Source organism: Alkalimonas amylolytica (assembly GCF_900107845.1).
In the GTDB taxonomy this organism is placed as follows: domain Bacteria; phylum Pseudomonadota; class Gammaproteobacteria; order Enterobacterales; family Alteromonadaceae; genus Alkalimonas; species Alkalimonas amylolytica.
Genome location: NZ_FNRM01000002.1, coordinates 187,761 through 202,016 on the forward strand (window position 1 = coordinate 187,761; position 14,256 = coordinate 202,016).

Genomic DNA, 14,256 nt, shown 5'->3' on the forward strand with positions numbered 1-14,256 from the left:
ACATCTACCACGAAGGTTAAATCAGTTTTAATGACTTGGAAAGTGTTTTAAAAGCTTTGGGCAAATAAAAAACCGGGACATTCAGCCCCGGTCTTTTCGGAATATTCGTTACGACTTGCGGCGGCGGAGCAACCACAAAGCCCCCAACCCAAACAACCCGATGGTTGCTGGCGCAGGCACTGGCGTTGGTGTATCCAGTGATACACCGGAAAATACCAGTTGGTTTTGCGAGTTGGCATTGGTTAAAACATACAAGCTGAACTGGCTTTCAATGCTGTCGAGACTAGCCAACCAACCGCTGGCAAGGCTGCGAGCCGTACCATTGGAGCTTACACGAAAGTTACCGCTTTGCAGATCCCAGCTTGAAGAGGTTTCATGCACAATTTCCCACAGGGCGAGTTGGAAAGCTGCATTGCTGGTGGCGTCACCTACGACTGGGTGATATGCGGTATAGAGCCGTTCAATGGCCTGAGACTGAGTCGCAGAAAACACCTCGGACGTTTCTACCAGGCCATAACTTTGCCAGCCTGACTGAACACCCTGCGTAAACTCCACACAAAAAGCATCCACCGACATCCCGGTTACATCAAAAGGCAACACAGACAGATCCGTATTTGGCCGCAGATTAAACTGCAATAAGCCGGCCTGCACTGTGGAATTCGCGCTGTTATGTGTTACCTGAACAGACTGACCCGAGATGCCAGTGTAGTTGGCTTCAATGATCAAACTGGCATTAGCGTGCTGACTGAATGCAGATGCAGCCAGCAGTGCTGCTGCAGAAAAAGTACAACGAAGGTTCATCTGGATCGCTCCTTGTCAGATGGTAAAAACTACCTATCCATGGTTAAGATTTCATTGGGCAATGTGGTGGGCTCTGGCTGCAGAACAACAAACAACACTGCGAAAAAATTGCTCAGCAAGGACTGCTTTTGCAAACATGTATATTGTACAAGAATACAGCAAAACACGGCAACTGCTAATTTACGTTATTTTTATGTCTGATAGCGTGACTACTTTGACCCAGCTCATTGCTCTTTAGCTACAGAGCCGTCACACTTGGGTTGACCTAAACGGAATTAACAGGAGCATGCATGTCCGCCGCTAAGACCTCCTCAACTGTACCAGAGCAACCAGACCTTTCTCCAGCCCATGCATTGCCAGCCAGTGAACTGCTCGATCGTCATCAAAGTTCCGCCGAAGGGCTCAGTCAGGCTGAGGCGACCAAACGATTCAAACAACATGGTGCCAACGCTTTACCGGAACCACCCCAGCCTGGCATGGTGCAGCGGTTTTTCAAACACTTTCACGATACGCTGATTTACATTTTACTGGCTGCGGCTGCTATTACCGCATTGCTGGGGCATTGGCTGGATACCTGGGTCATTCTGGCGGTGGTGCTGATTAATGCCACCATCGGCTTTGTGCAAGAAGGCAAGGCCGAGAAAGCACTGGCTGGCATTCGTAAAATGCTGTCTCTGCATGCCACGGTAAAACGCGATGGCAACTGGCAGCAGCTGGACGCCGATCAGTTAGTGGTTGGCGATATTGTGCGCCTGCGCTCTGGCGATAAAGTACCAGCCGATATGCGCTTGCTGGACACCAATAATCTGCGCATTGAAGAGTCGGCGCTGACCGGCGAGTCGGTGCCCACCGAAAAACACACACAGGCGGTAGCAACCGATGCCGGCGTTGGCGATCGTTTTTGCATGGCATTTTCCGGCACACTGGTGGCCGCCGGGCGTGGCACCGCTGTGGTTACGGCAACCGGTGCCAACACCGAGATTGGTCGAATCAATGCCATGCTCTCATCGGTGCAGGCCATTGCCACACCGCTAACCCGTCAGATGGCGCAGTTTAGTAAGTGGCTGTCGGTGGTGATTGTTGCTTTGGCACTGTTGATGCTGCTGATTGGCCATCTGCTGCATGATTTTGCCACTGGCGAGCTCTTTCTGGCAGCCATTGGCTTTGCGGTGGCAGCCATTCCGGAAGGCTTACCAGCCATCTTAACCATTACCCTGGCGCTTGGTGTGCAAAAAATGGCGCAGCGCAATGCCATTACCCGCCGTTTAAATGCCGTGGAAACCTTAGGCTCCATCACAGTGATTTGCTCGGATAAAACCGGTACCCTCACCCGCAATGAGATGACGGCCAGTCAGGTTGTAACCCAGGCTGGCAATTACCAAGTCAGCGGCCTGGGTTATCAGCCCGAAGGGGCTTTTGCGCTCGATGGTGAGGCAGTGACTGCGCTCAAACAACCAAGCTTGGCAGCCCTGATTGAAGTGGTCGCTGTTGCCAACGACAGCCAACTGATCCAACAGGATGAGCACTGGGGCGTGCAGGGGGAGCCCACCGAAGGCGCCCTGCTCTGCCTGGCAGAAAAAGCTGGCTTTGAACGTGAAAGCTACCAACGGCTGGCGGTGATCCCCTTCGAGTCTGAGAACAAGTTTATGGCCAGCCTGGAGCAGCACCCGGATGGCAGCCAGCACATTCTGCTGAAAGGCGCGCCAGATCGTTTACTGGAGCGCTGCGACCAGCAATTGAATACCGACGGCGAGTCCGAGCCGTTAGACAGCGGCTACTGGCAGCAGCAACTGGAATCGCTGAGCAGCCAGGGCCTGCGGGTATTGGCGGCCGCGAGAAAACCTGCCAACCACAGCGAGCTTGGCATGGATAATTTAACCGGGATGCAGTTTATTGGTCTTATCGGCATCATCGACCCACCCCGGCCAGAAGCGATTGAAGCCATCGCCCGGTGTCATCAGGCCGGCATTCGGGTGAAAATGATCACCGGCGATCATGCGGGTACGGCCGAAGCTATCGGCAAGGCCATGGCGCTGGCTGGCGATGGTGAGCTGGTGGTGGTAACCGGTGCAGAAATAGAAGCGGCCAGTGAAGAGGCACTACAGGAGCTGGCCATACGCGGCAATGTCTTTGCCCGCACCAGCCCGGAGCATAAGTTACGGCTTGTAAAAGCACTGCAGGCCAGTGGCGAAGTGGTAGCCATGACTGGTGATGGCGTCAATGATGCCCCAGCGCTAAAACGAGCCGATGTCGGCATCGCCATGGGCATCAAAGGCACCGAAGCCACCAAGGAAGCGGCCGATATCGTATTGGCGGATGACAACTTCAGCACCATCGCCAAAGCGGTAGAAGAAGGGCGCACCATCTACGATAATTTGCGTAAAGCCATCTTGTTTATTCTGCCCACCAATGGTGCCCAGGGCCTGGTCATGCTGGTGGCGGTACTGTTTGGTTTAACCCTGCCACTAACGCCGGTACAAATCCTCTGGGTCAATATGGTGGTGGCGGTCACCCTGGCGTTGGCGCTGGCCTTTGAGCCGGCCGAGCCGGGCGTGATGAAACGACCGCCGCGCGATCCCAAAGCCGCTATCTTAAGTGGTATGTTTTTATGGCGTATTAGTCTGGTGTCGCTGATGATTGGGGGCGTTTCGATTCTGATGTTCTTATGGGCCATGGCGGCGGAGGTGGATCTCAGCACAGCCCGCACCCTGGCGGTCAATACCCTGGTGATGGCGCAGGCGTTTTATTTGATCAACAGCCGCTACCTGGCCGAGTGCAGCTTGAAATTCAGCCTGTTGTTTGCCAATAAAATGGCCTGGCTGGCCATGGGGGTATTGCTGGTATTGCAGCTGGCTTTTGTGTACCTGCCTTTCATGCAGCAATTGTTCGGCACCAGCGCCTTACCCCTTTCGTACTGGCTACTCCCAATCGGGCTGGGGCTGGCAATTATGCTGATTATTGAGCTGGAGAAAAAATGGCTCTGGCGCTAAATCACATTTTTCCAATGCCGAAGTGAACATGATACGGCTTTCGGCCGTACTCTGTTGATTGGAATTTTGGAGCTATACTCATGTTTGGATTATTTAAACGCGACCCGGTAAAAAAACTACGTAAAATCTACGACAGCAAGCTGGAACAAGCCATGCTGGCGCAGCGCAAAGGCGATATGCGCCTTTTCGCTGATTTAACCGCCGAGAGCGAAGCGCTGTGGCAGCAAATTGAGCAGTTGCAAAAACAAACAGCAAAGGTCAACACGCCCTAATCTGCACTGCCGGGATTGAGCAGCTGCAGCTCGGCCAGCTCTTTGTACAAAGGACAGCTGGCCATCAGCTCGCTGTGACTACCCCATGCAATCACCCGGCCCTTGTCCAGCACCACAATGCGATCCACATGCAGCACGGTCGATAAGCGATGGGCAATGATCAAGGTGGTTTTGCCCTGCATCAAGTGCTGCAAAGCTTCTTTGACCGCATGCTCACTGACCGCATCCAGTGCACTGGTCGCTTCGTCCAGCAATAGTACTGGCCGGTCGGCCAAAATGGCCCGAGCTATGGCCAGTCGTTGTTTCTGACCGCCGGATAAACGCACGCCACGCTCACCCAACTGGCTGTGATAGCCTTCAGGCAACTCGCGGATAAACTCATCCGCCCTAGCTGCTTTGCAAGCGGCGATTACCTCCTGCTCAGAGGCCTCTGGCCGGCCATAGCGCACATTTTCCAGCACCGAGTCGGCAAAAATTACCGCATCTTGCGGCACCAGCGCAAATTGGGCTCGTAAGCTGGCCAGATCCAGCTCGGCAATATCGATGCTATCAAGCAAAATACGGCCTTGCTGCGGCTGATAAAAGCGCTGCAGCAACTGAAACAAGGTACTTTTACCGGCACCACTTGGCCCAACCAGCGCAACACGTTCGCCCGGCGCTATGTTCAGCGTAAGCTCGGTCAATGCAGTGCCGATGCCCGACTGGGGGTAGGCAAAGCTAAGCTGCTGTACATCCAAACGCCCCCGTACCGGCTTTGGTAATGCCAAAGGCTTTGCCACAGTTTCGATTTGCACCGGCACCTGCGACAGCTCTATCAGCCGTTCAGTAGCCCCGGCCGCGCGCTGCACCTCACCAATGACTTCACTGATGGTGGCGGTCGCGCCTGCCACCAGCACGGCATAAAACAAGAAAGCGGTAAGCTGGCCGGCCGACATCCGTCCCTGCAACACATCCAGCGCACCAGCCCAGCCGATCAGGGTGATGGCACTGACGCTTAGTAACATCACCAGGCCAATCAGCAAAGCACGGTAAAAAATACGCTTTTTCGCCGCCTGCATCACCTGCTCAATTTTGCCGGCGAACAGCTGCTGATCCAGGCGTTCATGGCCATACGACTGGACGGTGTGAATTTCGTGCAGGCTTTCATCGACATGGGCACCAATATCGGCCAGCCGATCCTGGCTGGCGCGTGATAAGCGCCGCACTTTGCGCCCCAATACAATGATAGGCACCAGCACCAAAGGCACTGCCAGTAGCACCAGAGCGGTCAGCTTGAAGCTGGTGAGCAGCATCATCAGTAAGCCGCCGATGGCAGTCACCCCCGAGCGCAGCGCCATCGATAAACTGGAACCCACCACCGACTGCAGCAAAGTGGTATCGGCGGTGAAGCGGGAAATGACTTCACCGGTACGGGTTTCGCCATAAAAAGCCGGCGATAGCTTCAGCAAATGCCGATAGACATGGTTGCGGATATCGGCGCTCACCCGCTCGCCCAGCCAGGTCATCAGATAAAAGCGACAAAACACCGCGCTGGCACTGATGGCGCTTATCAGCAACACCCAGCCCACCAGCTCATTCAGCCGGCTGGCATTGCCAGCGACAAAGCCTTCATCCACCAGCAACCGTACACCCTGCCCCAGCGCCAGCCAGGCCAAAGAACCAATCAGCAAGCAGATAATCGCCAGCAGTACCCGCCCGTGATACGGCTTTAAAAAGGCAACCAGCCAGGGTAAAACGGCCTGTTGTTTCACAGCCAATGTTACGTCGGATGATGTTAGCACAGGCTCAGTCATGCTGGCCTGCCGTATCGGGCAACTTCAGCCACCGAAACGAATGGCGTAAAAAAGCAACCGCATCGTGCTGCACCAGCTCACCATGCGCCATCACAATGCACTCAGGCTGCCAGCTCAGCATGCGAAGCAAGTGCTCACGGGCCTGTGCTTTACCAAATACAAAGCTAAGCCGCCAGTCCAGCGGCGTTTGCCCCTGTGGTGCCAGGATCCCCATCAGCCGGGCCAGCAAACGCTGCCATGGGTTAAAATGTTTAGGTGAAAAGTTTTCAATCAAGTCTGTCAGAATTAAAATGCACGATGCCCGATGGAAAAATACTGCTTCCTGCATGGCTTTCGAGCCGGTAAATAACAGCTGTGCGATGTCCTGTTGCCAGGGCGTGTGCGTTGTCTCATCCAGAATACCGGCATAGGTCAACTCAGGACGCTTAGCTTGCACCTGAGCCGTACCATACAACCTGGCCTCTGGGTACTGCTGTTGCCAATCGGCTAAAAACAAATGATGCAGATGGTTGGGAGCTATCAGGTATTTGACCTCCCCCAGAGCGGCCAGCTGCTGCTTAAACGCCGGTTGCCACTGGATCGGGCTGTGCACCCACAGAGCGCCATCCTCTAGCCGGACAATCACCATTCGTGTCGTATAAGGCATGCCATAAAAAGGCACGGCCGGTCCATCGACCATCCAGACCGAGTCAGCCAGTTGCTCCATGAGTTTCTCCTGTGCTTTACCACTGCAGTGGCCTTGCATTGTAGGTACTGCTTTGGCTAGACTAAGCCACTTTTTTAGCATTCGTACAGGACTATTTATGGGCGCGCAGTGGAAAAACAAACACAAACAGGATGCAGCCGCTTCCAAAGGTCGCATTTTCACCAAGTTGGCCAAAGAAATTATGGTGGCGGCGCGCAATGGTGCTGACCCGGATATGAATGCCAAACTGCGCTCTGCCATTGATGCCGCTAAAAAAGCCTCGATGCCAAAAGATACACTGGAGCGTGCCATCAAAAAAGGCGCTGGCTTGCTGGATGGCCCGGTCAACTACGAATCCGTTACTTACGAAGGCTTTGCGCCACATCAAGTACCGGTGATTGTCGAGTGCCTGACCGACAACAAAAACCGCTCAGCCCAAAGTATCCGGATGTTATTCCGTAAAGGCCAGTTGGCTACTTCTGGTGCGGTATCCTGGGATTTTAAGCATCTGGGCCAGATTGAAGCTGTACCAGCCAGCGACGATGCTGATATGGAGCTGGCCGCCATTGAAGCTGGCGCCCAGGATTTTGAAGCAGGCGAAGGCAATGAGGTGGTATTTTTAACCGAACCAACCGACTTAGATGCAGTAAGCAAGGCCCTGCCGGAGTTTGGCTATGAGGTACACTCCGCCAAACTGGTATACCGCGCCAACAACCCGGTTGAGCTAAGCGGCGATGCACTGGCGGAAGTGGAAGCCTTTTTGGATGCCATCGATGCCGATGACGATGTGCAAAATGTGTATGTTGGTTTAGCTGGTTAAGTCACTACCCTAGCAAACCAGGTTGCATCCAGTGTGGAGAGGCGTTGCTGCCTCACCACCATCATAAAGAGCAATCTACTGAAGCTGGTTATAGCGCCAGGTAATCTCAGAAGCACTTACCTGGCCCGCTATTGGCGGCAACCCCCTTTAACCAGCGATAACCCAGCCAGGCTGCGGCCAGCAGATAAGGTATCCCGCCAGGCACCCACATTAGTAGCCCGGCCAGTTGTTGATCGGCCAGTTGATGGCTGGGGTAATACAATAAGCTATCGGCAAAGGTCAGAATAGCCCCGAGAAAACCGGTGTGCATCAGGGTAAACAGCAAGGCCAGCAAGGCCCAGCTGCGGGTGCGTTCTGTGCAATGCAACACCGCCCACCACAACATGGCGGCGGTGAAGACAAAACAGATATGCTCCACTAAGTGCCACCAGGGATGTTCTAATGCCAGCACATAAAAGCGGGGTGTATGCCAGAACCAGACCACAGCGGCATGCAGATAAGCCAGACTCAGCGGGTACGCGGCCAGTTTCAGCAACGGTTGCCAGACCATGCGGCCCCAGCGGCCGCTGATGGCCGCAAATTGTGGCAATGGCAGGCTTAATGCCCACAGCGGTGCTATCACCACCATAAACAACATATGCTGCACCATATGCGCACTGGCGCTGGTTTCAGCCCAATCATCCAGCGGCCCCACTACGGCGTACGCACACAACACACAACTGCCATGAAACAGCAGCGACCGCCACCACAACGGTGGCCGCTTGATGCTGCCAAGCACATACCACAGCCAGAACAAGCCCAGTATCAACAGCGCCAGCAGGGAAGCCCAGAAGCTGGCACCGTCACTTTGCCAGGGGCTGTGCGCCTGCAGCGGCAGGCTGAAACAGGCCAATGCCAGCGAGCCACATAGCGCCCCAAACCAACGGTATCCTTTTAAACGGTATCCTTTTAACTGCATGGCGACATGACCAACACCGGTAAGCCCCCAGCCAAGGTGGCAACCGCCGCTATGCAATACAGCACGGTGCTGACGAAGCCAATAAAGCGCCCGACAGCGGTGGCCACTTGGTGCGCGGCAGCGCCTTCAGTGGGATCCTTTTCCTGGCTTGTGGCAGGCAAGGATCCCCGGGCACGGTGGCTGCGCCAGGCCAGATAAAACAGCAATGCACTCACCAGCAACGTCAGGATAAATAAGCCAGCATTTAGCAACGTAAAAGGGCCTTGCTGCACTTGAGGCGGGTTCAGCTGGCACGCCACCGACAAGCCCGCATACATGGCAATAAACCAGAGACTCCAGATGGCCAAGCCCAGCAGCAACTGAGCCGGGTGGCCAGGTGAAAACCAGTCGAGCCTAGTCATCCGCGCGCGCGCTCATAATTGGCTCCAGCCAAGTGGCAGCATAAAAAACAGTGCGACGCTAAGCCAGTACACGGCCAGGTAGTAAAACCACAAGGGTTTCACTACCTGGGGTTCATACGGCAAGCTGACACTGACATAACCACGTGCAACCCGCAGCGCCTGCAGTGCCGTGAGCACCACAACCAAGCCGGCATGGCCCAGCAGGTACAGCATAATCACCATCAGGGTGGCATCATGCGCACTGCCGGTGTAATCCAGCGGCGCCATGATAAACAGCAGCAGCAACAGCAACAAATGCAGCAGGCCTGCACCGGAGCACCACCATAACTGGCGTTGCAATTGGTTAGCATCTCCCTCGGCCAGACGCTGACACAGGCGATGAAACAGCCAGAGTGCAATCGAAGCAGGCAAGCCACACAGCAACAGCAACCAAAGCGGTACTGGGCCATCGTCGGGCGCAGACCACTGCGGCGCGGCTGTCCATAAATAAAACCAGCCAAACAACAAGGACATATACAAAGCGCCATTGGCAAGCAAGGTGACAATCATGCCCCAACGACCGGGGCCATCGATGGTGCGTGATTCCAGCGGCAGCTCGTGTTCATTGTCCGGCTTTAAAGGCGCAGCAGCAGGATGGCCGCCATTCTCCCAGCTCCAGCGTAGTAACAAACCAATAGCAGCCACGCAAGCCAGCAACGCCACACCATACCAGCGACCCAGCAGGCTAATACACACCACGGCCAGCACCATAGCGCTGTATAGGGGCCACCAGGAATTGCCGGGCAACTGCAGGATCTTTTCCCGCTGTGCACTCACCGCTGAGGTGCCATAGGTTTCACGGTAGCCACTGCTGGCGCTGGCCAGCCCTTCCTGCCCGCTGGCTATTCGCCTGGCCAGCTCCGGGTCGTCCCACAGTGGCTGGCGGCTGCTCACCGTAGCTAAGCTGGCAAAATTGTACTGCGCCGGCGGCATATCCAGCGCCCACTCCAGCGTATCGGCCTGCCAGGGATTGGCGCTGGCCCGGCGGCCAAACCAGAAGTGCAGTAACAGATCCAGCAACACCAGAGCCACGCCAATGGCCATCACAAAGCCACCAATGGATGACAACAGGTTCAGGCCATCCCAGCCTAAACCCGCTTCGTAGGTATACACCCGTCGCGGCATACCGAGCAAACCGGTTAGATGCATCAGCAAGAAGGTCAGGTTAAAGCCAATAAAAGTGAACCAGAAGCCCCAGCGGCCAATGTCCTCCGATGGCATCCGGCCGGAGACCAAAGGCAGCCAGTAATAGAACCCGGCGATTAACGGGAAAAACATGCCGCCCACCAGCACATAGTGCATATGAGCAACCACAAAATGGGTATCGTGCACCTGCCAGTTAAACGGCACCAATGCCAGCATTACCCCGGTGAGGCCGCCGCAAACAAAAATAACCAGAAAACCACTGATCCACAGCATCGGCAGGCGAAACACCACCTTACCGCGCCACAAGGTCGCCAGCCAGGCAAACACCTGAATGGCGGTGGGTATTGCTACCAACATACTGGCTACCGAGAAAAAAGCCTGCGCCAGCTGCGGAATCCCCACGGTAAACATATGGTGCACCCAGAGCCCAAAGCTGATAAAGCCGGTTAAAATGATGGCAATCACAATCCAGCGGTAACCCACCATAGGCCGGCCGCTGAATACCGGAATAAGGGTTGAAACAATACCGGCAGCCGGCAGGAAAATAATGTACACCTCGGGGTGGCCAAACAACCAGAATAGGTGCTGCCATAACAACGGATCACCGCCCGCGGCCACCGTGAAAAATGGCATGCCGGCTGCGCGCTCTAACTCCAGTAAAATACTGGCCAGAATTAACGGCGGAAAACCAAACACTATCATCAGCGCCATCACCAGAATGTACCAGCAAAACAACGGCATTTTGCTTAGTGTCATGCCTTTGGCCCGGCTGCATAAAATGGATACCGTCAGCTCAATGCCAGCAGCCATGGCGGAAATTTCCACAAAGGTGATGCCCAGCAGCCAAAAATCAGACCCGGGGCCGGGGGCAAACTCACTGCTGCTTAGCGGCGTGTACATAAACCAGCCTGAATCTGGCGCTATACCCAGCAACAGGCTAGTGATAATAATGATGCCGCCAAATAAATAGCAGTAATAGCCAAAGGCACTGATGCGCGGAAAAACCAAATCTCGGGCGCCAATCATTTTTGGGATCAGATAAATCGCCAACCCTTCCAGCACCGGAATGGCAAACAAAAACATCATTACGCTGCCATGCATGGTAAACAGCTGGCTGTAAGCCCCGGCACTGATAATGTCCTGCTCGGGCAGTGCCAGCTGAGTGCGCAAGATCATGGCCAGCACACCACCAATCAGAAAGAACACCATGCCGGTGACCATAAAGCGCAGGCCAATGGTGCCATGATTCACTGCCGCCAAACTGCCCCAGCCCGGCAAGTTCGCCCACACTCTGGCCAACTGGCCTGCCAGCGCAGGTGGCGATGAAGCAGGCTTGGTATCACTCATCGCTGGTTCGCTCCTGTGCCTGGCGTTGTGTTGGCTGCAGGCTGGATGGCTGTTGCTGTATCCAGTCGGCGAAATCTGCCTGTTCCAGGGCCGTGACGGTAAATTGCATATGAGCATGGCCCAGGCCACAATACTCAGCACACTGGCCACGGTACACCCCTGCTGCAGAGGCTTCCAGCCGCAGTACATTGGTTCGCCCCGGTAGCATATCCAGCTTCACGCCCAGTCGTGGCACCCAAAAGGAGTGAATGACATCAGCACTGGTTAAATGCAGATGCACCGGGGTATTGACCGGGATATGCAGTTCATCCGTCAGTTCCAGGCCATGTTCAGGATAGACCACCTGCCAGTACCATTGATGGCCGGTCACCTCAATCTGCAGGGCATCTTCATCCGGCAGCGGCATCATTCGCTGCCCCACCGGCACGCCAACGACCAGCAGTAGCACGATACTGACGGAGGGTAATGCCAGCCCGCCCCAGATAATCCAGCCACTGCTGTGTGGCGTGTCGTTTTGCTGTGGCCGGCGTTTGATGGCGTAATGCCACAGCAACACCACGGCCAGCAAAACCAGCGTGAAAAAGCCAAACATCCACCACCATAACAGCGCCACCTCCGCGGCTGCCGGCCCTTTGGGATCCAGCGATGAAAAGGGGCCTGTGCAGCCACTAAGAGCAAGCAGCAGGCCGCAGGGCCAGATCACTGCTACACTCTGGCATAGGTACTGTCTGACCGCAGCCAAAAACCGCATTTGAGGTGCAGCATGTCGATGCAACCGATTAACAGCCAGATCCAGATATTTGGCCACCCCATTCACCCGGGCTTGATCCATTTCCCGGTGGCGGCCTTGCTTGGCCTGATTGCCACCGATCTGGCGTTTTTGTACACCGCCGATGCTTTTTGGGCCAGAGCCAGTGTGTGGTTGGCCGGGGTCGGAGCCATTGGCGGCTGGATTGCCAGTGTGGCCGGCTTGATGGATATGCTGTTGGTCAGCCAAATCAGACGGCTGATTACGGGCTGGTGCCATGCCATGCTGGCGGTGATGTTGCTGTCGCTGGCCACGCTGAACTGGCTGCTGCGCTTGCCTGATGCTGGTGCTGCCATTTTGCCACAAGGGCTTTACCTGTCGCTGCTTAGCGGCGTGTTGATTGTCGCAACCGGGTATCTCGGTGGACGCCTGGTGTACGAGTATGCGGTAGGTGTAAATATTGACGACATGCTGCAGCAAGATGCGAAAGCGTGACACTGCGTTGCTGCTGTTTACGAAAACCATGGCTCAACCTCCAGCTCAGGTTTCAGCAAGACCAACACAAGAATGCTAAGCAGCAATAACAACGTAACGATAAGCAAGCCAAGGCATTTAGCCGTTATGCCATGAACCTTGGGTCTTTTGGTGTACAAAATCAATAAGCCTGCGGCCACATGGCAGAACACCAACGCAGTCACCACGGTAAGCTTAAGCAACAACCAGTTATGTACATTGCCGTCTACGGCAAAAATCAAAGTGCCAGAGACAATCGTCACCAACCCCGCCGGACTGGCCAGGCGGGTAAACCATAGCCGCTCCAGCCGCTCGCCCCAGCTGACATCTTGCAAACCAGTCGATGCCGCGCGTGGGATCAGCACGAGTAAAATACACAAAGCCGCAGCCCAGATCACCAGGCTAGCGATATGCAAAAAAAGCAACCAGACCATTAACCCATTCCATTTGTTAAAGGCAAATAAACTACAGCTATCGGTAAAATGTTAATTTATAAAACATTTCATCTTACCGTTAACTGTAGCAGACAAAAGGTGCAACGTGGTCTGATGGGCGGATAAAGATAAGAAATGCAGATAACGCTTTTAACTAGCGTTACCCGCGATGAAACTGAAAGAGAGCTATTTTCCGAAGACGGCAGATCACATTAAACGGCAAACACTATTCGTCGAGCAGGCAAAGTCATCGAGCCACTGACCAAATGCAGCCATAGCCATTTCGTAATTAGGATAACAGCCCCTACTTAACGTATAGATAGTTTTTAACTTATCAACGAAGAAACGCCATGGCCTCACGGACTAACCGATGCAAAGCAGCCAACGTCACCTCAAACACCCAGCGAATAAACCGGTAGGAAAGATCCACCACCTGGGTTCCACCTTTGCCTGCGAAAACCAGCATATGCCCTAACAAACCTAAGGTTTGTTTTGCATACTCTGGGGATAACTTTGCAATTTTCTCCACCGATGATGCTAGCAGATCGTAGAAGGTTAAAAAGGTGACGGCGCCTGCCTGCACAGCGATGGCAGACAGCTGCCCGGATTTTTTTAGCAGGGTAATAAGCGCATTGTTAATACGGTGCGCCCAGTAGGTGGTAAAGGTCACCTGATGCCGGTCGGGGTATTGCAGCTCTGTCGCTTTAAACAATTCAGTGGATTGGCTTTGCAACGCATCCCAGCTATGGCTGTTGGCAGTGTTCAAATAACCTGGTGTGCCATTTTCCCCCATACTGTGGGCAGATGCGCGCAAACCTTGCGCTGAACTGAGCAATATTTCCCGCCCTTTGTAAGGCGCGTGCATAAAGGGCCATAATGGCACCAGAGGCACCGGATCACCTGCATGGGTGCAACGAAAAATTTTATCAATACTGCCGGTTGTTTTGATAGAGAAGCCATCAAAACCCACCCGAGGAGCGCCAAAGGTATACAAACACACCCTTTTTTTATAACGGCGCTTCACCCAATCTGCCGTGATATGTGCCAGAGCACCACCTAAACTATGGCCAACACAGTGCACCGTACCGCGGCCACTGCCCGCCAAAACAGGGGTCAGGCTTTGCTCTAATGCCGGTTTCATACTTTGAAATACTTTGTTAAAACCGGCATGCACCAAAGCGTTACTTTCACCACCGGTTAACCCAATATGCAGATCAGTGATCACATCGCGCAACCCATCCGTTCCACGGATTGCAACCACATGATCACCAGTATAAGCCGCTTTGCCTATGCCAATAGCCGCAAAGCC

General features: G+C 54.4%; 13 protein-coding genes. 4 read left to right on the forward strand and 9 right to left on the reverse strand.

Annotated features, from left to right (window positions below; genetic code table 11):
* Positions 1-108: 108 nt before the first annotated feature.
* Positions 109-801: a PEP-CTERM sorting domain-containing protein gene (locus BLW37_RS04305; RefSeq protein ID WP_091340108.1), complete on the reverse strand. Its 693-nt coding sequence runs from the start codon at positions 799-801 to the stop codon at positions 109-111.
* A 290-nt stretch (positions 802-1,091) separates the two neighbouring features.
* Between BLW37_RS04305 and BLW37_RS04310 the strand changes: the two genes are divergently transcribed.
* Entirely contained in the window at positions 1,092-3,791 is a 2,700-nt protein-coding gene (locus BLW37_RS04310) for a cation-transporting P-type ATPase (RefSeq protein WP_091340111.1), read from the forward strand.
* Between the two features lie 80 nt (positions 3,792-3,871).
* Positions 3,872-4,063 carry a DUF6435 family protein gene (locus BLW37_RS04315; protein WP_091340114.1) on the forward strand — a complete coding sequence of 64 codons (192 nt, stop codon included), beginning with the start codon at positions 3,872-3,874 and terminating at the stop codon, positions 4,061-4,063.
* Here the strand turns inward: BLW37_RS04315 and BLW37_RS04320 are convergent.
* Positions 4,060-5,856 (reverse strand): ABC transporter transmembrane domain-containing protein, encoded by a 1,797-nt coding sequence (locus tag BLW37_RS04320; RefSeq protein ID WP_091340117.1) that lies wholly within the window; start codon positions 5,854-5,856, stop codon positions 4,060-4,062. The genes BLW37_RS04315 and BLW37_RS04320 overlap by 4 nt on opposite strands.
* On the reverse strand, positions 5,849-6,562 hold the full coding sequence (locus BLW37_RS04325; protein WP_091341056.1) for a DUF4336 domain-containing protein: 714 nt from the start codon (positions 6,560-6,562) through the stop codon (positions 5,849-5,851). The genes BLW37_RS04320 and BLW37_RS04325 overlap by 8 nt, the downstream gene beginning before the upstream one ends.
* Positions 6,563-6,659: 97 nt before the next feature.
* Here BLW37_RS04325 and BLW37_RS04330 point away from each other — a divergent pair, with 97 nt between their 5' ends.
* On the forward strand, positions 6,660-7,361 hold the full coding sequence (locus tag BLW37_RS04330) for a YebC/PmpR family DNA-binding transcriptional regulator (RefSeq protein ID WP_091340119.1): 702 nt from the start codon (positions 6,660-6,662) through the stop codon (positions 7,359-7,361).
* A 106-nt stretch (positions 7,362-7,467) separates the two neighbouring features.
* Here BLW37_RS04330 and BLW37_RS04335 read toward each other — a convergent pair whose 3' ends face one another.
* The 4 genes from BLW37_RS04335 to coxB are packed head-to-tail and all read right to left on the reverse strand — an operon-like array spanning position 7,468 to position 11,955.
* Positions 7,468-8,319 (reverse strand): cytochrome c oxidase assembly protein, encoded by an 852-nt coding sequence (locus BLW37_RS04335; protein ID WP_091340122.1) that lies wholly within the window; start codon positions 8,317-8,319, stop codon positions 7,468-7,470.
* Complete coding sequence (locus BLW37_RS04340; protein WP_091340125.1) at positions 8,310-8,720, reverse strand: hypothetical protein; 411 nt, start codon at positions 8,718-8,720, stop codon at positions 8,310-8,312. The genes BLW37_RS04335 and BLW37_RS04340 overlap by 10 nt, the downstream gene beginning before the upstream one ends.
* A gap of 12 nt (positions 8,721-8,732) precedes the next feature.
* Positions 8,733-11,252, reverse strand: a complete 2,520-nt coding sequence (ctaD, locus tag BLW37_RS04345; RefSeq protein WP_091340128.1) for a cytochrome c oxidase subunit I — start codon at positions 11,250-11,252, stop codon at positions 8,733-8,735.
* Positions 11,245-11,955 (reverse strand): cytochrome c oxidase subunit II, encoded by a 711-nt coding sequence (gene coxB / locus BLW37_RS04350; RefSeq protein ID WP_245785610.1) that lies wholly within the window; start codon positions 11,953-11,955, stop codon positions 11,245-11,247. Before coxB ends, ctaD begins: the two co-directional genes overlap by 8 nt.
* 60 nt (positions 11,956-12,015) lie before the next feature.
* Here coxB and BLW37_RS04355 point away from each other — a divergent pair, with 60 nt between their 5' ends.
* Positions 12,016-12,495: a DUF2231 domain-containing protein gene (locus tag BLW37_RS04355; RefSeq protein WP_091340136.1), complete on the forward strand. Its 480-nt coding sequence runs from the start codon at positions 12,016-12,018 to the stop codon at positions 12,493-12,495.
* A 17-nt stretch (positions 12,496-12,512) separates the two neighbouring features.
* Here BLW37_RS04355 and BLW37_RS04360 read toward each other — a convergent pair whose 3' ends face one another.
* Both BLW37_RS04360 and BLW37_RS04365 read right to left on the reverse strand, forming a co-directional pair.
* The gene (locus tag BLW37_RS04360; protein ID WP_091340140.1) at positions 12,513-12,947 is read right to left on the reverse strand and encodes a hypothetical protein; all 435 of its coding nucleotides are present in this window, start codon (positions 12,945-12,947) and stop codon (positions 12,513-12,515) included.
* A 334-nt stretch (positions 12,948-13,281) separates the two neighbouring features.
* A partial coding sequence (locus tag BLW37_RS04365) for a lipase family protein (protein WP_091340143.1) occupies positions 13,282-14,256 on the reverse strand: 975 nt, incomplete at its 5' end.